Origin of the sequence: Streptomyces sp. NPDC017940, from assembly GCF_044328435.1 — a bacterium.
Taxonomy (GTDB): domain Bacteria; phylum Actinomycetota; class Actinomycetes; order Streptomycetales; family Streptomycetaceae; genus Streptomyces.
On record NZ_JBIRHJ010000004.1, the window covers coordinates 400,375 to 422,839 of the forward strand.

Consider the following 22,465-nt stretch of genomic DNA (forward strand, 5'->3'; position numbering starts at 1 on the left):
AAGTGCACGAATGGTGGGGGCAACACCTGATGTCGAGAAACAAGTTCACCCGTACCGCGACGGTGGCCGTGACCGGTGCGGTGTTCGCCGCGCTCGGCGCGACGACGGCCGTGGCCGCGCCCGCGAGCGGCACGAAGGCCGATCCGGCGCCGGTGCGCGCCGCCCTGGAGCGCACCGTGGCGGCGGGCGCCCCCGGTGCCTTCGCGGTCGTGCGCGACCGTGACGACGCGGGCCGCAACCTGCGTGTCGCCGTCGGTGCGTCGGATCTGGACGGCACGCCGATGAGGACCGACCGGCGGTTCCGGGTGGGCAGCAACACCAAGATGTTCACGTCCGTCCTCGTGCTGCGCCTCGCCGAGCAGGGACGCATCGACCTGGACAAGCCGCTGCGCGACTACCTCCCGGCCGACACCCTGCCCGCGGACTGGGACATGACCGGACGCCAGGTACTCCAGCACCGCTCCGGGATCTTCGACCACACGAACGACCTCCTGGAGCAGCCCGGCGAGGAGACCACCAGCGCGTTCGAGGAGCGCATCCGCAACACCGTCTATCAGCCCGCCGAGCTGGTGGCGCTGTCGGTGAAGCACGGCAAGCAGTTCACGCCGGGATCGCGCTACTCGTACTCCAACACCAACTACGTCCTCCTCGGCATGGCCGTCGAGCACATCACCGGCACGTCCTACGCCCGGGCCCTGCGCACGCAGATCATCAAGCCGCTCGGTCTGCGCAAGACGTCCTACGTGGTTCCGCGCAAGGACATCGCGGGGGCGCACGTCACCGGCTATCTGACGAACGACGACCGCACCAAGCCGCTCCTCGACTCCACCGAGCAGAACGGCTCCTGGGTGGGCAGCGCGGGTGCCGTCATCTCCTCGGCAGCCGACCTCGACACCTTCCTCTCGGCGCTGCTCGCGGGCGACGCGGGCCGCCTCGTCTCCGACGAGTCGGTACGGCAGATGACGACCGCGCTGCCCACCCCGACGGCGAAGGTCTCCTACGGGCTCGGGCTGCGCGAGATCACCCTGTCCTGCGGGAAGGTGTACGGCCACGGCGGCATCGTGCAGGGCTACCAGACCCAGTCCTTCGCCACCCCCGACGGCCGCCGCACGGTCGTGGCGTTCGCCAACGCCTCCAACAACGGCGGCGTCACCCAGGCCCTGACCAACACCCTCGAACCGGCCTTCTGCGGCACCAAGCCCCCGGCGGCCGCCAAGTTCAAGCGCTCGCCCGCCCCGGCTCCCACCTCCGTTCCGGTGGCCGACGACACCCGGTTCTGACCCCGGCTAGGCCCCGCCCTCGACGCCGAGGGCGCGGGCCAGCTCGGAGCGTACGAGGGCTGCCACCCGGCGCACCTCGTCGCTCTCCAGCATCTCCCAGTGGTCGCAGGCGAGCGGCTCGACGTGGTAGCCGCCGCCTGCGCGCCGCTCCCAGAACTCCCGCACCTGCGTGCGGTAGGCCTCGGGCATCTCCTCCTCGACGGCCTGCACGAAGACGGTCCTTGCCGCGGTGGGCGGCGCGACGTAGGCGGCGATGGCGCACCGGTTGTTGTTGTAGACCTGGAAGTAGCGTTCTATCTGCTGGTCCTCGATGCCGGGGTACATGCCGTTGAACTTGACGAGCTTGTCGCGGAACTCGGCCATGTCGACGGGTCCGACGGCGGCGCGCGCGTCGGCGTCCTCCGATCCCGGTGCGTCGAGGAGCACGACGCTCAGCCGGGTGTGGCCCGCGGCGGCGAGGCGGCGGCCCAGCTCGTGGGCGACCAGGCCGCCGAAGGAGAGCCCGACGACGACCAGCGGGGCGCCGTCGAGGAGCGGGGCCGCCAGCTCCTCGTAGGCCTCGGCCATGGCCTCGACCGACGACAGGAACGCCCCGCCCCGGTGCAGGCCCGGCGCCTGGACGCCGTACACGCCGACGGTGTCGGGCAACTCCTCGGCCAGGGAGAGATAGCAGAACGCGGTGCCGCCCGCCGGGTGGACGCAGAGCACGCGTGCGTGTCCTTCGCCCTCGCGGAAGGCGATGAGGTCGCTGGGCGGCGCGTCGGCCGCGCCGCGCCGCAGCCGTTCGGCCAGCTCCTCGATGGTGGGGTGCAGCAGCAGGTCGCGGACCGAGATGTCCTCGCCGAGCTCCTCGCGGATGGCGTGGGCGAGCTTGATGGCCGAGATGGAGGTGCCGCCGACGTCGAAGAAGCTGTCCCTGATGCCGATGTCGGCGGTGAGCAGGACCCGCCGCCACAGCTGGTAGAGGGCCCACTCGGCGTGGTCGCGCGGGTTGGCCCGGTTGACCTGGCCGGGGCGGTCCGCGCTCGCCCGCTCGACGAGGGCGGACCGGTCGAGCTTGCCGTTCGGGGTGAGCGGGAGGCGGTCCAGGGTCAAGAAGAGCGAGGGCACGAGGTAGGTGGGCAGGTGCTCGCCGAGGAAGGCGCGCAGCTGTCCGTCGGAGGGCCCGCCGACGGCCGGGTCGGCGGGGACCAGGCAGGCGAGCAGGTGCGGGGCGCCGTGTTCCTCGCGGACGACGACGGCGGCCTGGGCGACGCTGGGGTGCCGGGTCAGGGCCGCCTCGATCTCGGCGGGCTCGACGCGGATGCCGCGGATCTTGGTCTGGTCGTCGGCGCGGCCCGCGTACACGAGCTGCCCGTCGGGGGTCCAGCGCGCGAGGTCGCCGGTGCGGTACATGCGGGCGCCTGGCGGCCCGTAGGGGTCGGCGACGAAGCGTTCGGCGGTCAGGGCGGGGCGGCCGTGGTAGCCGCGGGCGAGGTGGCCCGCCACGTACACCTCGCCGACCGCGCCGGGCGGAAGGGGGGCGAGGGCGGGGCTGAGGACGTGGGCGCGCATGTGGCCGAGGGGCGCGCCGATCGGGACGGCGCCCGTGTCGGGGACGTGCTCGCCGGCGGTGAACGTGGTGACGTAGAACGACTCGGTCTGGCCGTAGGCGTTGACGACGCGGGCGCCGGGGACGGCCCTGCGCAGCCGCTGGACGAGTGCCGGGGGCAGGGCCTCACCGGCGAGGACCACGGAGTCGGCGTGCAGCGCGCCGTCGTCGAGCTGGTCGAGGAGTTCCGCGAGGACGGACGGTACGGCGCTGAGCAGGCCGCCGCTCCAGCCGCCGCGCTCGCCGACGGCGAGGATGTCGCGGACGACCTCGACGGTGCCGCCCGCGGCGAGGGTGGTGAGGATCTCGAAGACGGACACGTCGAAGTTGACGGAGGTCGCGGCCAGGGTGCGGGTCCCCGCGGTGATCCCGGTGGCGTCGGCGAGCCGCAGCGCGCCGTTGACCAGGGCGCGGTGGGTGAGGGTGACGCCCTTGGGGGTGCCGGTGGAGCCGGAGGTGTACATCACGTACGCGGCGTTGTCGGGCCGTGCCTCCGGCAGGTCCGCCCCGGCCCCGGGAACCGCGGGGCACGCGAAGTCGGCGAAGTCGGCGTCTTCGACGCACAGCCGGGGGACGTCATGGGTGGCGGGCAGGACGTGGGCGGTGGCCGTGGAGGTCAGGACGAGGGCGGGGCGGGCGTCGGCCAGAATGTGGTGGAGGCGCGCGCTGGGGTAGGCGGGGTCGATGGGCAGATAGGCCGCGCCCGCCTCCAGGACGGCGAGCATGCCGACGACGAGGTCCGCGGTGCGGGGCAGCGCAAGGCCCACCACGGTCTCGGGGCCCGCGCCCCGGGCGCGCAGTTCGCGGGCGAGCCGTCCGGTCCGCGCGCGCAGTTCCGCGTACGTGAGACGGGTGTCGTCCCCCGTCACGGCGGTGGCGTCCGGGCACAGGGCGGCGCGTTCGGCGACGAGGCGGGTGACCGTCCACGGGGGCAGGTCGGCGGCGGTGTCGGCGACCCGTTCGAGCAGCAGGCCGCGTTCGTCGTCGGAGAGCAGGTCGACGCGGGCGAGCGGGGTGTCGGGGTCCGTGGCCACCTGCTCCAGGATCCGGGCGAGGCGGGCGGCGATCGCTTCGACGGCGGCCCGGTCGAAGGTGCCGTCCCGGTACTGGAAGTCCATCCGCAGGTCCGGCTCCGCGATCACGGTCAGCGGATAGTGGGTGCCGGAGATTGCCCGCGTGCCCGTGACGCTGAGCCCGGACTTCGCGAGGGCGGCGCCGAGCCGCGGCCGGTCGACCGGTATGGACTCGAAGACGAGCATCGTGTCGAAGAGGGTGCCGAGTCCGGTCGCCCGCTGGATCTCGCTGAGCCCGTGGTGATGGTGGTCCAGGAGGACCGCCTGGCGTTCCTGGAGGGCGGTGAGGACGTGGGCGAGCGTGTCGTCCGGCGCGTACCGCACCCGTACGGGCAGGCCGTTGACGAACAGGCCGACCATCTCGTCGACGTCCGGCACCTGCGGCGGCCGCCCGGAGACCGTGGTGCCGAACACCACGTCCTGACGTCCTGTCAGGTGGCCGAGGAGCAGCCCCCAGGCGCCTTGCAGGACCGTATTGAGGGTGATGCCGAGGTCGGCGGCCCGGTCCTGGAGCGCGCGGACCGTGCGGGGCGGCACGCGCAGCTCGACGTGCCCGGGCCCGCTCCGCTCGACGGCGGCCGCGGCGGGGGGTCCGGCCAGGAGCGTGGGCCCGGTGACGCCGTCGAGTTCACGCGCCCAGGCCTCGGCGGCGGCCTCCGGGTCCTGCTCCGCCAGCCAGCCGAGGAACGCCCGGTAGGGCCGTACGGGCGGCAGTCGGGAGGCGTCGCCTCCGGCGGCGTACAGGTGCAGCAGGTCCGCCACCATCAGCGGCATGGACCAGCCGTCGAACAGGACGTGGTGGACGGAGAGCAGGAGTTCCGCACGGTCCTGGCCGGTGTGGGCGAGGGTCATCCGCAGCAGCGGCGGCACGGCCGGGTCGAAGGGGACGGCGCGGTCCTCGGCGATGAGCCGGTCCAGCGCCGCGTCCCGACCGCGGGCGTCGAGGTCGCGCAGGTCCACGACCTGCCAGGGCAGCAGGACGCCGTCGACGACGAGCTGGACCTGGTCGCCCGCGGCGCCCGTCGTGAAGGCCGTGCGCAGGGCGGCGTGCCGGTCGAGCAGCGCCTGGGCCGCCTCGCGCATCCGCCCGGGCTCGACGGTGCCGCCGAGGCGCAGCACGAAGTGCACGTGGTAGGCGTCGTACGAGGCGTCGGAGAGGCTGCTCTCGAAGAGCAGGCCGGACTGCGCCGCCGTCACGGGCCACACCTCGGCGAGCCCGGGGTAGGAGCGCTGCCACGCCTCCCGGTCCTCGGGCGCCACGGCGATCAGCGGCCCGTCGGTGCTCCCGGGCCCGGTGCCGGGGCGCGACTCCTGCGCCGGGCCGGTCGCGAGGGCGGCGAGGTGGGCGACGGTGCGGTGCTCGAAGATCTGCCGCGGGGTGAGGGCGACGCCGTGGGCGCGGGCGCGGGAGACGACCTGGACGGAGCGGATGCTGTCGCCGCCGATGGCGAAGAAGTCGTCGTCCACGCCGACGCGTTCGAGGCCGAGCACCTCGGCGACGACGGTGGCGAGGAGCTGCTCGGCGGCGGTGCCCGGTTCGCGGTGGGGGGTTCCCTCGGAGCTGTCGGGGCGGGGCAGGGCGGCCTTGTCGAGCTTGCCGTTGGGGGTCAGGGGCAGCGCGTCGAGGACGACGAAGGCGGCGGGCACCATGAAGTCGGGCAGGCACGCGGCGGCGAACCTGCGCAGCTCCTTGACCAGGATCCCGGCCGCGGTGGCCACGACGTGGGCGACGAGTTGCGCGCTCCCCCGGTTCTCGCGCACCACGACGACGGCGCGGGCGACGCCGGGGTGCCGGGTGAGGACGGCCTCGATCTCGGCGGGCTCGATGCGCAGTCCGCGGACCTTGACCTGGTCGTCGCCGCGGCCCAGGTACTCCAACTGGCCGTCGGGCAGGCGGCGTACGACGTCTCCGGTGCGGTACATGCGGGCGCCCGCGGGCCCGTAGGGGTCGGCGACGAAGCGCTCGGCGGTCAGGGCGGGGCGGTTGCGGTACCCGCGTGCCAGGCTGGGCCCCGCCACGTACAGCTCGCCCGGGGTGCCCGCCGGTACGGGGGCGAGGCGCTCGTCGAGGACGCGGACGCGCACGTCGGCGGCTGCCGTGCCGATGGGGGCGGGACTCGTCGTCAGGGGGGCGCTGAGGGTGGCGCAGACGGTGGTCTCGGTCGGGCCGTAGGCGTTGACGACGCGGCGTCCCCCCGCCCACGCGTCGACGAGGCCCGGCGGGCAGGACTCGCCCGCGAGGGTCAGCGCCGTCAGCGACGTCAGGGTCCGCGGGGCGGTCTCCGGCAGCGTGGCGACGACGCTGGGCGGCAGCGTCGCGTGGGAGACCTTCCGCTCCGCGAGGGTCTGGTACAGGTCGTCCCCCACCAGACGCCGCTGCCGGGGCACGATCAGGGCGGCCCCGCTGGTGAAGGCCTGCACCAGCTCCCCGAACGCCGCGTCGAAGCTCGGCGAGGCCACTTGCAGGACCCTCGACGCGGGCCCGATGGCCAGGCAAGCTCGCTTCGTGGCCCCGAGGGCGGCGAGGCCCGCGTGGGTGACGGTCACGCCCTTGGGCCGTCCTGTCGACCCCGACGTGTAGATCACGTACGCCGGGTGGGCCAGGGCCAGGGGGGTGTTCGGCGCGGTGTCGGGGGCCTGCCGCCAGGCGGCGCGGGTCTCTTCGGCGTCGACGGCGACGACGTCCACGGGCAGTCCACGGGGCAGTTCCGCGAGGCAGTCGGCGGTGGTGAGGAGCGCCATGGGGGCGGCGTCCTCGACCATGTACGCGATCCGCTCGGCCGGGTACTCCAGGTCGACGGGGAGGTAGGCGGCCCCCGCCTTCAGCACGCCGAGCGCCACGGCGACCTGGTCGGCGCAGCGCGGCATCGCCACGCCCACCAGGCTCTCGGGCCCCGCGCCCCTGCCGGTCAGCCAGTGCGCGATCCGGTCGGCCCGCGCGTCGAGGTCCGCGTACGACCACACCGTGTCGTCGGACTCCACCGCGAGGGCGTCCGGCGCCTGCCGCACCCGTGCGGCGAACAGCTCGGGGAACGTGGCCTGTTCGACCTGGAGGGGGGTCTGCGCGCGTTCGGCGGCGAGGAGTTCGCCCCGCTCCTGTGCGGTGAGCAGTCCGGCGTAGCTGATGCGGTGCGTGGGGTGGGTGACCGCGGTGGTGAGGAGGCGCTCCCAGCGGGTGATCAGGGTCTCGATCGTGGCCGCGTCGTACAGCTCGGTGGAGTACTCCACCGCGACCTGGATCCCGGCGGGCTCCTTCCGGTCGTCGAAGGTCTCGCTGAGGCTGAGGAGCATGTCGTAGCGGGCCGTTCCGGTGCCCGCGAACTCGACGCCCACGCGGAGTCCCGGCAGGTCGAAGTGGCCCTCCTCGTTGTTCTGGAGGACGAGGGCGATCTGGAACAGCGGGTGGTGGGAGGTGGACCGCCGCGGGTTGAGCCTCTCCACCAGGGCCTCGAAGGGGACGTCCTGGTGGGTGTAGGCGGCCAGGCTCGACGCGCGGACCTGGGTGAGCAGTTCGGCGAAGGTGGGGTCGCCCGAGGTGTCCGTGCGCAGCACGAGCGTGTTCACGAACAGGCCGACGAGGTCCGTCAGGCTGTCGTCGGTGCGGCCCGCGATGCCGCTGCCGATCGCGATGTCGTCGCCCACCCCGAGGCGGGTCAGGAGGGCGGCCATGGTGGCCTGGAGGACCATGAACGGCGTGGCGTCGGCCGACCGCGCCAGCTCGACGACTCCCCGGTGGACCCCGGGCCCGAAGGAGGCGGTGAGGACGTCGCCGCTGTAGTCGAGGACGGCGGGGCGCGGCCGGTCGCCGGGCAGGGTCGTGGTCTGCGGCAGACCGGCGAGCTGCTTTGCCCAGTAGGCGTACTGCTCGCTGAACAGGCTGTCGGGGTCGCCGGGTTCGCCGAGCAGGTCGCGCTGCCACAGCGTGTAGTCCGCGTAGCTCACCGGCAGCGGCTCCCACGCGGGTGCGCTGCCGCCGGTGCGGGCCGTGTAGGCCGTGGCCAGGTCGCGGGCCAGCGGGGCCACCGACCAGCCGTCGCCGGCGATGTGATGGATCACCAGGGCGAGGACGTGCGTGTCGTCGCCGGTGCGGAGCAGGCTCGGGCGCACGGGGACGTCGGCCGCCAGGTCGAAGGTGTGCCGGGCGCCCTCGGCGACGGCGCGGGCGGCCTCGTCCGCGCCGGGCACCGCCCGCACGGCGAGCGGCGGCCGTGCCCGTTCCGGGGCGAGGACGTGCTGGTGGGGCCTGCCGTCGGCGCCTTCGGGGAACACGGTGCGCAGGGTCTCGTGGCGGGCGATCACGTCGTGCAGGGCCGACTCGAGGGCGGCGACGTCCAGTGCGCCTTCCATGCGGAGCACGAACGCCATGTTGTACGTGGGTGAGGGTCCCTCGTACTGGTGGAGGAACCACAGGCGTTGCTGGGCGAAGGAGAGCGGCAGGTGGTCGGGGCGCTGCTCGCGGTGGGTCAGCGGGGCCCTGGTGCGCTTGCCGGCGTCCAGGTGGGGGGCGAGGGCGGCCACGCTCGGGTGCGCGAAGAACACCCGCAGCTCCACCTCCGCCTCCAGTTCGGTGCGGATGCGGCTGATCAGCTTCGTCGCGAGCAGCGAGTGCCCGCCGAGGTCGAAGAAGTCGTCGTCGATCCCGACCCGCCGCACGTCGAGGACCTCGGCGAACAGGTCGCACAGCAGCTCTTCGCGCAGCGTGCGCGGCCCCCTGCCGCCCGGCTGCGGGCCGAGGTCGGGCGCGGGCAGCGCCTGCCGGTCCAGTTTGCCGTTGGCGGTCAGCGGCACGGAGGCGATCGCGACCACCGACGCGGGCACCAGATGCGCGGGCAGGCGTTCCTTGAGGTAGCCGCGCAGCGAGCCGACGAGGACGCCGATCCCGGTGGCCGCGGCCGGGTCACTGGCCAGCCGCTTGCCGCCGCGCCCCGAGGGCAGGTACACCCCGGTCAGGGCGCGGGCGGCCAGCCCGGCATCGGCGCAGACCAGCGCGTCGAAGCAGTCGCCCGCTGCCGCCCAGGTCAGTACCGCGCCGAGGCCGCGCGCCGCGGCCCAGTCCCACACCCGCTGCGGATCGAGCGCCGGGCTTCCTGCCCTCGCCGTCGTCAGCCGGGCATCGACGGCCAGGGCCGCCTCGCCCGCCACCCGGGCGTTGGGGATGCCGGTCACCCGCAGGACCTGCCCTCGCCGGGCGCGCACGAGGTCTTCGAGGCCGGGCAGGTCGGTGACCTCGCGGCCCCAGGCCACGCTCGGGGCCTCGCCGACGTCCTGGACCGGGGTGCCCGGCTTGTGCAGGGCGACCTCGTAGCGGTGGCGGGTGAGTTCGTTGTGCGCGGCCCCGGTCTTCAGACGGATGTCGACGCCCGCCGCGCCGTGGCGCGAGCCCCACTGTGCGAACCACTCCGGATCGAGGACCAGTTCGGGCTCGGTGAGCATGGCCCGCTCGATCGCGGCGCGCGCCGCGGCCGGTGCGGTGGCCGCGTTCCCGCCGCTCCGGGCGTGGTGCACCCCGGCGGCGAACAGGTGCAGCGACCCGGCGTTGCGCACGTCACCCACCAGGATCCGGCCGCCGGGCCCGAGCAGGGTGAAGGCCTGGGCGAGCACCCGGTCCAGGTAGGCGGCGTGCGGGAAGTACTGGATCACCGAGTTCAGGACCACCGTGTCGAAGTGGGCGACGGGAAGGCCGCGCACGTCGTCGGCGTGCCGGTGGCGCAGCGTGACCCGGTCCGCGTACCCGGCCTCGGCCACCTCCCGCGTCAGCCGCGCGATCACCTGCGAGGACAGGTCGGTGGCCCAGTACTCCTCGACGTGGGGCAGGACGTGCGCCATCAACAGGCCCGAGCCCACGCCCAGTTCGAGGACGCGCTGCGGCTGCCCGCGGGTGATCCGGCGCACCGCCGCGTCCCGCCAGTCACGCATCGCGTCCAGGTCGATGGGGGCACCGGTGTAACTGGAGTTCCAGCCGTTGAAGTCCTCGCCCCATCGCGTTCCCGCCGTGGAGTAGACGTCGTCGTAGATCTGCTCCCACTCGTCGACCTGCCGCTCGGACTCCGCGACCTGCTGCGCGCCGTCCAGGTCCGGCACGACGTACGCCACGAGGCGCCCGGCGCCGTTCGTCCCGTGGGCCGTGACGACGGCCCGGGCCACGGAGGGGTGGTCCGCGAGCACCGTCTCGATCTCGCCGGGTTCGATGCGCAGGCCGTTGATCTTGATTTGGTCGTCGGCGCGCCCCAGGTACTCGAGCTGGCCGTGCGCGCCTTGGCGTACGAGGTCTCCGGTGCGGTACATGCGGGTGCCCGGCGGGCCGTAGGGGTCGGCGACGAAGCGTTCGGCGGTCAGGTCCTCGCGGCCGTGGTAGCCGCGGGCCAGGGAGGGGCCGACGACGTAGGCCTCGCCCGTGGCGCCCGGCGGGACCGGGGTGAGCCGGTCGTCGAGGACACGGACCGCGCCGTCGGCCACGGCGGTGCCGATGGGGGCCGGTCCGCCCGTCAGGGGTGCGCTGATCGTGGCGCAGACGGTGGTCTCGGTCGGGCCGTAGGCGTTGACGAGCCGCCGCCCCGCCCCCCACTTCGCGGCGAGCCCCCGCGGGCAGGCCTCACCGCCGACGGTGAGGACCCGCAGCGCACTCAGGGTCCGGGGGGCCTCGTCGGGGAGGGTGGCCACGACGCTCGGCGGCAGCATCACGTGCGTGATCTCCCGCTCCGCGAGCACCGCGTGGAGGTCGTCACCGACCAGGCGCCGCCGGCGGGGGACCACGAGGGCAGCCCCGTTGGTCAGGGTCTGCACCAGCTCCCAGAACGCCGCGTCGAAGCTCGGCGACGCCACTTGCAGGATGCGGGAGGTGGGCTCGACGGCGAGGCGCTCACGGGTCGTGGCCGCGAGCGCGGCAAGCCCGGCGTGGGTGACGGTCACGCCCTTGGGGCGGCCCGTCGAACCCGACGTGTAGATCACGTAGGCCGGGTGGGCGGGGGCGAGGGCGACGTCCGGTGCGGTGTCCGGGGCCTGCTGCCAGGCTCCCTGGACGTCGTCGGCGTCGACGGCGACCGTGTCGACGGAGAGTCCTCGCGGCAGCTCGTCGAGGGAGTCCGCCGTCGTGAGGAGCGCCGCCGGAGCCGCGTCCTGGACCATGTACGCGATCCGCTCGGCCGGGTACTCCAGGTCGACGGGGAGGTAGGCGGCGCCCGCCTTGAGCACGCCGAGCGCCACGGCGACCTGGTCGGCGCCGCGCGGCAGCGCCACGGCCACCAGGCTCTCGGGGCCGATGCCACGGGCGACGAGCCAGTGCGCGATCCGGTTGGCGCGGGCGTCCAGGTCCGCGTACGTCCATGCCGTGCCGGCGGACTCCACGGCGGGCGCGTCGGGGGCCTGCCGCACCCGGGCCGCGAACAGCTCGGGGAAGGTGGCCTGCGCGACGGCGGGTTCGCCTCGGCCGGTGGGTGCGGTCAGTTCGCGGCGTTCCTCTGCGGTGAGGAGGTCGACGCCGCCGACGCGCTGGGCGGGGTCGGCGACGGCGGCGGCGAGGAGGCGCTGCCAGCGGGTGAGCAGGGCCTCGATCGTGCCGGCGTCGAACAGTTCGGTGGAGTACTCGGCCGTGACGGTGATGCCCGCGGGCGCGGTGCGGTTCCCGAAGGTCTCGGTGAGGCTGAGCATGAGGTCGTAGCGGGCCGTCCCCGTGCCCCGGTCGTCGACGCGGGCGCGCAGGCCCGGCAGTTCGTAGAGGGCCTCCTCGTTGTTCTGGAGGACGAGGGCGATCTGGAACAGGGGGTGGTGGGAGGTGGAGCGCTGCGGGTTGAGCCTCTCCACGAGGGCGTCGAAGGGGACGTCCTGGTGGGTGTAGGCGGCGAGGCTGGTCTCGCGCACCTGGGCGACGAGGTCGGCGAGGGTGGGGTCGCCGGAGGTGTCCGTGCGCAGGACGAGCATGTTCACGAACAGGCCGACGAGGTCCGTCAGGCTGTCGTCGGTGCGGCCCGCGATGCCGCTGCCGATCGCGATGTCGTCGCCCGCGCCGAGGCGGGAGAGCAGGGCGGCCATGGTGGCCTGGAGCACCATGAAGGGCGTCGCCCCGGACGTGTGCGCCAACCGGACGATGCCGCGGTGGAGTTCGGGCGGGAAGGTGCACCGGAGGCGGTCGCCGCTGTAATCGAGATCGGCCGGGCGCGGCCGGTCACCGGGGAGCGTCGTCGTCTCCGGGAGGCCGGCGAGCTGCTCCGCCCAGTAGGCGTACTGCTCGCCGAACAGGCTCTTCGGGTCCGCCTCCGCGCCGAGCAGGTCGCGCTGCCACAGCGTGTAGTCCGCGTAGCTCACCGGCAGCGGCTCCCACGCGGGTGCGGCGCCGCCGGTGCGGGCCGTGTAGGCCGTGGCCAGGTCGCGGGCCAGCGGGGCGAGGGACCAGCCGTCGCCCGCTATGTGGTGGATCACCAGGGCGAGGACGTGGGTGTCGGCGCCGCCGGAACCCGGGCCGCTTGCGGTGCGGAACAGGCACGCCCGTACGGGGAGCTCGGTCGCCAGGTCGAAGGGGCGGCGGGCGGCGGCGGTGAGGCACTCCGCGAGGGCGGTCCCGCTGTGTGCGGGCTCGCCGTCCGCGGGCTTGCGCGCTTCGGGCCTGCCGTCCGCGGGCCTGCCCGCTTCAGGCTCGCCGTCTCCGGGCCTGCCCGCTTCGGACCCGCCGTCTCCGGGCCCGCCCGCTTCGGACCCGCCGTCCCCGTGCCCGCCCGCTTCGGACCCACCGTCCACCCGTCGCGCCGTGAGCGCGATCCGGTGGTCCCGTCCGACCTCGTCGACGTCCAGGACGTGCTGGTACGGCTCGCCGTCGACCTGCGGGAACACGGTGCGCAGGGTCTCGTGCCGGGTGATCACGTCGTGCAGGGCCGCCTCGAGGGCCCGGACGTCGAGCTGTCCGGTCAGGTGGAGGGTGAACGGCATGTTGTACGTGGGCGAGGCCTCGTACTGGTGGAGGAACCACAGGCGGCGCTGGGCGGGGGACAGCGGGAGCCGTTCGGGGCGCTCGGCGCGTCGGGTGAGCGGGGTCCTGGCGCGGGCGTGGTCGTCCAGGCGGGGGGCGAGTCCGGCGGCGGTGGGGTGGGCGAAGACGGTGCGCAGGTCGACCTCGGCACCGAGGGCCACACGCAGTCGGCTGACGAGCTTCGTCGCGAGCAGCGAGTGGCCGCCGAGGGCGAAGAAGTCGTCGTCGACACCGACCCGGTCCAGGCCGAGTACCTCGGCGAACAGGCCGCACAGCAGCGCCTCCCGGGGGGTGCGCGGTGCCCGCCCCGTGGTCCGGGCGGCGAAGTCGGGGGCGGGCAGCGCCTGCCGGTCCAGCTTGCCGTTGGCGTTCAGGGGCAGCTCGGCGACGGCGAGGACGGCGGCGGGGACGAGGTGGGCGGGCAGTCGCTCCTTGAGGTGGTCGCGGAGCGAACCGACGAGGTCGCCGATGCGGGCGGCGGCGGCCGGGTCGTTGGCCGACGGCGTGCCGGGGCGCTCCGGCGGGAGGCAGGTGCCGGTGAGGGCGCGGCCCGTGACGGGTCCTTCGGTGAAGACCAGTGCGTCGAAGCACTCGGGGGCCCGCGACCAGGTCACCACGGCGCCCCAGCCCCGCGCCTCCGCCCAGTCCGCGAGCCGCCGCGGGTCGAGCGCCGCCGCGTCGCCCGCCGAGCTCTCGGCGAGGCCGGCGCCGACGGCCAGGGCCGCCTCGTCGCGCAGTCGGGCGTTGGGGACGCCGGTCACCCGCAGGACGTGCCCACCGCTCCCCCGCACCCGGCCCTCGAGGTCACGCAGGTCGGTGACGTCACGGCCCCACACCACCGCGGGAACGGCGCTGACGTCCTCGGCCCTGGTGCCGCCCGGCTTGTGCAGGACGACCTCGTAGCGGTGCCGGGTCAGTTCGTTGTGGGCCGCGCCGTCCTTGAGGCGGATGTCCACCCCCGCGGCTCCGTGGCGCCCGGCCCACTGGGTGAACCAGGCGGGCGCCAGGGCGAGTTCGGTGTCCGTCAGGAGTGCCCTTGCCACCGCCACCCGCACCGCGGCCGGTTCGGCACCGGGCCCTTCCGGTTCCTGGGCGTGCCGCACCCCGGCGTGGAACAGCGGCAGCGTGTCCGCGTTGCGTACGTCACCGACCACGAGGCGCCCGCCCGGCGCGAGCAGGGTGAAGGCCCCGGCGAGCACCCGGTCCAGGTGGGCGGCGCCCGGGAAGTACTGGGCGACGGAGTGGAGGACCACCGTGTCGAAGTGGCCCTCCGGGAGGCCCTGTACGTCGTCGGCGCGTCGATGGAGCAGCGTGGCCCGGTCGCCGAACCCGGCCCGCTCGGCCGCACGGGTGAGGTGGGCGACGGCCCGTGCGGAGAGGTCGGTGCCCCAGTACTCCTCGACGAGGGGCAGCAGGCGGGACGCCAACAGGCCGGCCCCGGCGCCGATCTCGAGGACCCTGCGCGGCTGCCGGGCCATGATGTGCCGCACCGCCGCGGCACGCCACTCCCGCATGTCGTCGAGGTCGAGGGGTTCGCCGGTGGCGTGGGAGTTCCAGCCGGTGAAGTCCTCGCCCCAGGTGACGTCGGGCGTGGCATGGACCTCGTCGTAGACCCGCTCCCACTCCTCGACGATCCGCCGCTCGGCCTCCGTACGGGGCTCGGGACCGCCCTCCGCGGCCCCCGTGCGGGACTCGGGACCGCCCTCCGCGGTCTCCCCGGAGGGCTCAGGGACGACGTACGCCACCAGATGCCGTTCGCCCGCGTGGTCCTGCCGCAGGACCACCGCGGCGCGGGCCACTCCGGGGAGCGTGCCGATGGCGGCCTCGACCTCGCCGGGCTCGATGCGGAAGCCGCGGACCTTGACCTGGTCGTCGGTGCGGCCGTGGAAGGTGAGGCAGCCGTCCGGCGCGCGGGAGACCACGTCGCCGGTGCGGTACATGCGGGTGCCGGGGCGGTGGCCGAAGGGGCAGGCCAGGAAGCGTTCGGCGGTCAGGGCGTGGCGGCCGGGGTAGCCGCGGGCCAAACCCTCGCCCTCCAGGTACAGCTCGCCGGGCACGCCGTCGGGCACCGGGGCGAGCGCCTCGTCCAGGACGTGGGCGCGCAGGGCGGCGAGCGGCACGCCGATCGGCACCACGTCCGCGACGCGGTCGGCCTCGGTGACCGGGTACAGGGTGGCGGCCACGGTGGCCTCGGTGGGCCCGTACCCGTTCACCACGGTCAGGCCGGGGCAGGCGCGCAGGACGCGGGTCACGGCGGCCGGGGACAGCGCCTCACCGGCGGGGCACACCTCGCGCAGACCCGCGAAGGCCGCGGGGTCCTCGTCGGCGATCAGGGCGAACAGGGCCGCCGTCAGGGTCACGGTGGTCACGCCGTGGTCGGCGACCGCCGCCGCGAGCACGGCGGCGTCGAGGCGCCCGGGCGGGGCGAGCACGACCGTGCCGCCGCCGAGGAGCGGTATCCACAGGTCGTAGGTGGAGGCGTCGAAGGCCAGGGTGTTGTGCATCAGGAGCCGCTCGTGGTGCCCGGCAGCGAAGCCGGGGTCGGCGGCGAGGCCCACCACGCCCCGGTGGGTGATGGCGACGCCCTTGGGCAGTCCCGTGGAGCCGGAGGTGTACATCACGTACGCGAGCTGGTCCGGCTCGGTGCGGCGAGCCGCGCGCGGGCGTTCCGGGGCGGCCGCGGCGAGGTCCGCCGCCGTGTCGGGCGCGTCGAGGACGAGGCGCGGGGTGGCGTGTCCCGGCAGGTCGGCAGTGGTGCGGGCGTCGGTGACGAGCAGGGCGGGGGCGGCGTCGTCGAGGAGGAACCGGAGCCGCTCGCCGGGGTGTTCGGGGTCGAGGGGGAGGTAGAGGCCGCCTGCCTTGAGGACGGCGAGGACGGTGACCACGTAGGTGCGAGAGCGCGGGAGCGCCACGGCGACGACGGACTCGTGGCCGATTCCGTGTGCGTGCAGGACGTGCGCGAGACGGTTGGCCGCCGCGTCCAATTCCCCGTACGTCAGGGGCGTGTCGGCTCCCCCGACCACGGCGGCGGCGTCCGGGGCGGCGTCCGCCCACTGCTCGAACCGGGCCGCGACGGTCATGTCCGGTGTGACCAGTGAGGTGGACGAGGTCCTCGGGACAGCCATGTCAGGCACGCTCCTTCTGTGGCCACTGTGGTAGTTGGCTACACCAAGGACCCTAACGTTCAGGCCAGTCCGGACGGAAGGTTCGGCAGTCGGATCCGGGGCACTTGGTTCCAGTTCCCGACTCGCCGCGTCACCGGGGCAGTTGCGTCACACCGTCGCGTACTCCACGGGGTGAGATGCGGGTCGGAGGGGTTCGGGTGCAGCGCATATCGGCCATCTCTGAAGGCCTGATCTCAGCCAACCCGTGGTGCGCGGAGGCACAGCACGTGTTCGCCTTGCCCGAGCACTGGCCGTGACCGGCCACACGGACGAGACTCGCGCGCGTGACCTTGAGGATCCATTTCACGGCCGAGGATCTGGCCCGCACGCGGATGGCATCGGGTGTCCGGCCGCTCCTGGAGCTGTCGATCGGTGTCCGGCTGCTCCAGGAGAGGACGTACCCGGCGCGCTTCGACGCCTGGCGGCAGCGGGCCGCCCAGCACATGAACCCGCGCGTGAGTCCGCTGTTCTCCTTCATCCCCGCCCTCGGCGCGACACCGCAGTTCCTGGATCTCAACGGAACCGACGTCCCGGAGGACCTGGAGCAGCTGCGCTCGACCCCGGCCCGGCAGGTGTCGGCGCAACTCGAGACGTGGCTCTCCGGTCACGGGCACGTCCCCGGGGCGGCGCGGCGGTTGCGGGACACGCCGGGCCTCATCGGTCGTCTGGCCGACGCCGTGGAGTACGCGCACGAGCAGCTCATCGCCCCCTACTGGCCCCGCATCACCCAGCTCCACGGCGCCGACCGGGCGCTGCGCCTCCAGCAGATGGCCGACCACGGAGTCGACCGGCTCCTGCGCGAACTCAACCCGCGCCACCTGCGGTGGGCACCGCCCGTCCTGCACATGACCACGGCATCGGGGCGCGACGGCGACATCTATCTCGGCGGCCGGGGGCTGCTCCTCGTCCCGACGGTGTTCGGCGCCCACTACCCCGCCTTCGACCACCCGGACGAGGGCCAACCCTGGGTCACCTTCCCCGTCCGCGACGGCTTCCGCTCCACCCTGGCCCCCGTGGCCCTCACCGCCGGGGCGCTCGCGGACGTACCGGCGTCCCTGCGCTCCCTGCTCGGCCGGACCCGGGCCACCGTGCTGTGCGTCATCGCCGAGCACCCGGGCTGCACCACCGGCCAACTGGCGGCGCACGCCCGCATCTCCCCGGCGAGCGCCAGCGAACACGCGAGTGTCCTGCGCAACGGCGGCCTGAGCACCCTCACCCGTCGCGGGAAGCACGTACTGCACTCCCCGAGCCCCGCCGGCCGGGCGCTCCTCGAAGCCGCGGCGCGGGCCTGACCGGCAGGCGCACCTGACGCGGCGGCAGCCCTCGTTTCGGCGCTGCCCGAAACGAATCGACGCCGCCGGGGCAGCGGCGCAGCCTGGAGGAACAGCGCCACCGGAGCACTACAGAAGGGGACAGCATGAACACAGGGGGAAGAACGATCACACGACGACGGGTGACGACCGCCGCCGTCACCGGGGCACTCCTCAGCGGGCTCGCCGCGGTGCCGGCGTCCGCCCACACTCCAGTCGCCCGCACTCCCGTCACGCACACTTCCGTCACGCACGCTTCCGTGGCGCACGCTCCCGTCGCGCAGGCGGAGCAGGAGCGCGCGAGCTGGCGGTACGTCTGGGGGCCCTCGACCATCACCAGGACGTACTTCGCCGAGCACCAGCGCAGGTGGAACTCGGGCGCGTACACCACCGCGGTGCGGACCCACGGCGTCTGGTACTCGTGCCAGAAGAACAAGTACGTCCGGATCACCGTCAAGAACCTGGACACGAACAACACCGTTCTCAACACCGGGTTGCAGAAGTGCACCGGTGGCCTACAGACCAAGAAGGCCACCGGGGCCTACCGCGCGGGCCAGGGGCTGCGGGTGTACGTGAGCACCGGCACCAGCATCCCGTGGGTGAAGGTCGGGGCGGTCCAGAAGCGCTGACCCTCCGCCGAGGCCGGCATCCGCAGGGCGCGGGTGCTCCGCCGGGCGCGGGTACGGGGGGGCCGCGCCCGGCACGTCCCGTTGTCAGTGGCTGCTCCTATGGTTTTCCCCATCGAGACCCGCCGGAGTCGCCGCGGGTCCGCCCTGGGGAGGGGTCTGTCATGTCTGCGGGGACCACGGTGACGAAGACGTATCTGGAGCTTTCGCAAGAGGGCGCGGGTGCGCACAAGTTCTACGAGGTGACCGTCGACAACCAGACGGTGACGGTGAGGTACGGCCGCATCGGCGCCGCCGGGCAGACGCAGACGACCACGTTCGCCTCCGCGGCGAAGGCGCGGGCGGCGGCCGCCAAGAAGGTCGCGGGGAAGGTCGGCAAGGGGTATGCCCCGGCCGTTCAGGGACAGCGCGCCCCGCGCGCGGTGACCCGGCGGCAGGTGACGTCGGCGCCCTCGACCGCCCGCGCCGTGGCGCCGGTCCTGTGGCGCTTCCGCACCGGATCGTCGGCGTTCGGCATCCACGTCGACGACGAGCACTGCTGGGTCGGCAACCAGGCGGGGGACGTGTACACCCTGGACCACGACGGCGGCGTCCGCGCCCGCTTCTCCCTGCCCGACGGCGTCAAGTGCCTGGTCGCCGACGACTTCTGGATCTACGCGGGCTGCGACGACGGCAGCGTCTACGACCTGTCGTCGAAACTCCCCTTCGCGGCGTACGACATCGCAGCCGACGTCGACATCTTCTGGCTGGACATCCACGAGGGCATTCTCAACGTCTCGGACCACGACGGCCGCCTGACCGTCATCGACCACGAGGACGAACACCAGTGGGCGCGCCGCAGCCCGGGTGAGCGCGCCTGGATGGTCCGCGCCGACGACCGGGCCGTGTACCACGGCCACAGCGGCGGAGTCACCGCCTACGCCCCCGACGGCGGCGGCGAGTTGTGGCACACGAAGACCCGCGGCGACGTGCTGTTCGGCTGGCAGGAGGACAGCGCCGTGTACGCGGGGACGGCGCACCGCGTGGTGCAGCGCCTCGCGAAGGCGAGCGGCGCGGTCGAGGCCACGTACGCCTGTGACAGCGCGGTGTACTCGTGCGCGACCTCGCCGGGCGGGCGGTTCGTCTTCGCCGGGGACGCCGCGTCGTCCGTCTACTGCTTCGACCGGGACGGCACGCGGCTGTGGAAGCTCGGCACGGGCGGGGGCTCCGCGCTCTCGATGCAGTACCGCGACGAGAAGCTGTATCTGGTGACGACGGACGGCGCGCTGGTGTGCGTGGACGCGAGCGAGGCCGCCATCACCGCGGCGGAGCGGGGCACGGTGCCCGCGGCGCGGGACGTCAAGCTCGCCGCGGCCCTGCCGACCTACGCACCGGCGACGGCCGCGACCGCGGTGGCCACCGTCGCCCAGGCCCCCGCGGGCGCGATCGTCCTCGAATGCGTCCAGGACGGCAGCCGGCTGCGGGTGCACGTGGTGTCCGACGGCTACGACGGCTCCTGGAACGTGCAGTTCCCGCACGCGATACGACAGCCCGGGGCGCGCTATGTGGTGGACGACCTGCACGCGGCGGCCGGTGGTTTCTACCGGGTCCGCGGGGACATCCGACGGCTGCGGTGACCGGGGCCCCTACCCCCGGCCCCTGCCCGCACCGAGGCGGAGACTCCGAATGGACCGCCTGGCCACCGTCAACCGCCCCGACCTGGTGGAGGAGGCCGTGGTGGTCCTCAACCACAGCCGTCCCGCCGCGGGCTGGATCCTGGACTCGGGCGGCGTACGGGGGCTGCGCTCGCGCTGCCGCGGCATCGTCACCGTCCCCCGCGACGGCCACCTCGCCATGGCCCCGGGGGGGCGGTCGTCGGCCGCGTCGTTCAGCCGGTGCGGCGCAGGAAGACGTCGGCCGCGCCGTTGGTGTCGCCGGGCACGAGGTTCCCGGCCGGGGAGTCGTACACGACGGCGCCGCCGTCCCCGCTGACGCCGGTCCGCGGTCCCGGTGCCGTGTCCTCGGCCACCGGTTCGCTCTCGACGCTGACGAGGCGCACCTCGCCGGTCAGCATGTCCCGCAGGAAGACGTCGGTGCCGCTGTCGTCGGCGTCGGGGGTGAGGTTGGATGCGGCGGAGGTGAACGCCGCGTAGCGCCCGTCCCTGCTCAGGGAGACGTGGTCGCTCTCGCCGTTGGCCGGTGTGCCGTCCTGTGCGGCGCTGACCAGACGCATGCGCTTGCTCTCGCGGTCGAGGAGGAAGACGTTGCGCGTGCCGGTCGGGACCGGGCCCTCCGGGCGCAGGACCCTGGAGGTCGAGGTGAACGCCACCTGGCGGGCGTCGCCGCTGAGGGCGGCGCCCCAGGAGGGGGTCTTGCGGTTGTAGGCCTGGGGGACGCTGATGAGTTCCGTGGTGCCCTTCTCGCGGTCGCGCAGGAAGATGTCCGTCGCCGCGAAGTGGTCCTCGACCCCGGCGAGGCCGGAGGCGTTGGAGGTGAAGGCGAGGTACCGTCCCGCGTCGCCCGCGAACGCGGGGCCGAACGCGTCGCCCTGGCCCTGCTCGCCCTCGTTGTCGAGCTGCGCGAGCTCCGTGGTGTTCTTCTTGCGGTCGTGCAGGAAGACGTCGTCCCGTTCGTTGGCGTCCCCCGCGACGAGGTCCTCGGCTCCCGACGCGTACGCGACGTAACGGCCGTCGCTGCTGACGGCGGGGTCGTACGTGAGCGGGCCGCGCAGCCCGTCGTAGGAGGCGCCCGTGGGGCTGATCCGTTCGGTCCTGCCGGTGCGCCGGTCGTGCAGGAAGACGTCGTCGAGGTCGTTGGGGTCGCCGCGTACGAGATCGTCGGCGGTGGAGGTGAAGACCACGTACCGTCCGTCGGGGCTGAGGGAGACCTCGCGGACGACTCCGTGGCCGGCCTTTCCGTTGCTCTTGACGCTGACGCGTTCCGTCGTGCCGGTGCTCAGGTCGCGGACGAAGGCGTCGGCGGTGCCGTTGGTGTCGTTCGCGACGAGGTTGCGGGACTCCGAGACGAACGCGACGTGGCGGCCGTCGGCGCTGACGGCGGGGTTCGTGGACGCGGCGTTGCCCTGTGCGCCGTCCGGGCCGACGCTGACCCGCTCGGTGCGCGGCGCGGTGGCGGGGGAGGCGGACGCGCCCCCGGATGCGGCGGTCGCGCCCGCGGGCGACAGGGCGGTCACGGCGCAGAGGGCGGCGAGCGCGGCGCCCGCGGCCGCGGTGCGTCGGTGAAGGGGCATCGGTTCCTCCTGTGTCGACAACGGTCTCCGTATGTCGCACACCGGCGCCGAACGCCCCGGCCGTCAGCCTCTCGAGCGGTCGGTCATGGCCAGGTGCACCGTAGGGGAGCGAACACCGGGCGACCGAGCGCGGTCAATGTGCCGGGTGTCCGCCACGGTGCGGATGCGTCGGTTGCATCAGGCGGGCAGGGCGCTTCGGCGGAGTTGCTGACCGTACTCGCGCACAGGGGGCAACCGTCGGTGCCGTCCCGCGGACCGGAGGGCGGGCCGTCCGGTCCGCGGGCGCGGGTTCCTCACGTGCTCAGGAGCTTGGTGCGGAGCTTGTCGAGGATGCGGCTGAGCAGACGCGAGACCTGCATCTGGGAGACGTGCAGTTCGCGGCCGATCTGCGCCTGTGTCATCTCCTGGCCGAAGCGCATCTCGATGATGGCCCGTTCGCGCTCGTCCAGCTCCTGCATCGCGGGGCCGAGGGCGTGCAGGTTCTCGAACAGGTCCAGGGCCGGGTCGGTCTCGCCCATGGTGTCGGCGTACGTCATCCCGCCGTCGCCGGAGTCGTCCTCGCCGCCGGGGGTGTCGATGGACCCGGCGACGTAGCCGTTGGCTGCGATCAGACCCTCTATGACCTCTTCGTCACTCAGGCCCAGATGGGCCGCCAGCTCCTTCACGGTGGGCGGGTGCCCCAGCGTGGTGGAGAGGGTCTCCTTGGCCCGCGCGAGGGAGACGCGCAGCTCCTGGAGGCGGCGGGGGACGTGGACGGCCCAGGTCGCATCGCGGAAGAATCGTTTGATCTCGCCGACGATGTAGGGAATCGCGAACGAGGTGAACTCGACCTCCCGGGACAGGTCGAACCGGTCGATGGCCTTGATCAGACCGATCGTGCCGACCTGGACGATGTCCTCCATGTCGCCGTTGCCCCGGTTCCTGAAGCGGCGGGCGGCGAAGTTCACCAGGGAGAGGTTCATCTCGATCAGGGTGTTGCGGGCGTACTGGTACTCCCGCGTGCCCTCTTCCAAGGACTGGAGCCGGTCGAGGAACAGCCTCGTCAGCTCGCGCGCGTCCCGGGGGGCCACGCCGGCACCGTCCTCGATCCACGGCAGATCATCGGTGGCCTCGGCTGGTGCCGAGCGGGACGCAGCCGCTTCCAGGACTTCGGGGACGCGGACGGGGTAGGTCACGGTGCCGCCTTAAAAGTAAAGGTGAGGAACAGAGTCAGCGCCGGGTGCCCCCTCTTTC

At 73.8% G+C, this 22,465-nt stretch carries 7 protein-coding genes; 4 read left to right on the forward strand and 3 right to left on the reverse strand.

Annotated elements, in window-relative coordinates:
- Positions 1-29: 29 nt before the first annotated feature.
- The gene (locus tag ACH4DX_RS16115; RefSeq protein ID WP_398155528.1) at positions 30-1,280 is read left to right on the forward strand and encodes a serine hydrolase domain-containing protein; all 1,251 of its coding nucleotides are present in this window, start codon (positions 30-32) and stop codon (positions 1,278-1,280) included.
- 6 nt (positions 1,281-1,286) lie between these two features.
- On the opposite strand, the gene ACH4DX_RS16120 is transcribed toward ACH4DX_RS16115, so the two are convergent.
- Positions 1,287-16,028 (reverse strand): amino acid adenylation domain-containing protein, encoded by a 14,742-nt coding sequence (locus ACH4DX_RS16120; RefSeq protein ID WP_398155529.1) that lies wholly within the window; start codon positions 16,026-16,028, stop codon positions 1,287-1,289.
- 323 nt (positions 16,029-16,351) lie between these two features.
- On the opposite strand from ACH4DX_RS16120, the gene ACH4DX_RS16125 reads away from it, so the two are divergent.
- The 3 genes from ACH4DX_RS16125 to ACH4DX_RS16135 all read left to right on the forward strand — a co-directional run bounded on the left by ACH4DX_RS16125 (position 16,352) and on the right by ACH4DX_RS16135 (position 19,619).
- Entirely contained in the window at positions 16,352-17,359 is a 1,008-nt protein-coding gene (locus ACH4DX_RS16125; protein ID WP_398155530.1) for an ArsR/SmtB family transcription factor, read from the forward strand.
- A gap of 161 nt (positions 17,360-17,520) precedes the next feature.
- The gene (locus ACH4DX_RS16130; protein ID WP_398118801.1) at positions 17,521-18,006 is read left to right on the forward strand and encodes a hypothetical protein; all 486 of its coding nucleotides are present in this window, start codon (positions 17,521-17,523) and stop codon (positions 18,004-18,006) included.
- A gap of 161 nt (positions 18,007-18,167) precedes the next feature.
- The gene (locus ACH4DX_RS16135) at positions 18,168-19,619 is read left to right on the forward strand and encodes a WGR domain-containing protein (RefSeq protein WP_398155531.1); all 1,452 of its coding nucleotides are present in this window, start codon (positions 18,168-18,170) and stop codon (positions 19,617-19,619) included.
- A 251-nt stretch (positions 19,620-19,870) separates the two neighbouring features.
- On the opposite strand, the gene ACH4DX_RS16140 is transcribed toward ACH4DX_RS16135, so the two are convergent.
- Positions 19,871-21,232, reverse strand: a complete 1,362-nt coding sequence (locus ACH4DX_RS16140) for a TolB family protein (protein WP_398155532.1) — start codon at positions 21,230-21,232, stop codon at positions 19,871-19,873.
- Between the two features lie 293 nt (positions 21,233-21,525).
- Positions 21,526-22,377: a SigB/SigF/SigG family RNA polymerase sigma factor gene (locus tag ACH4DX_RS16145; protein WP_398119107.1), complete on the reverse strand. Its 852-nt coding sequence runs from the start codon at positions 22,375-22,377 to the stop codon at positions 21,526-21,528.
- Between the last annotated feature and the right edge of the window lie 88 nt (positions 22,378-22,465).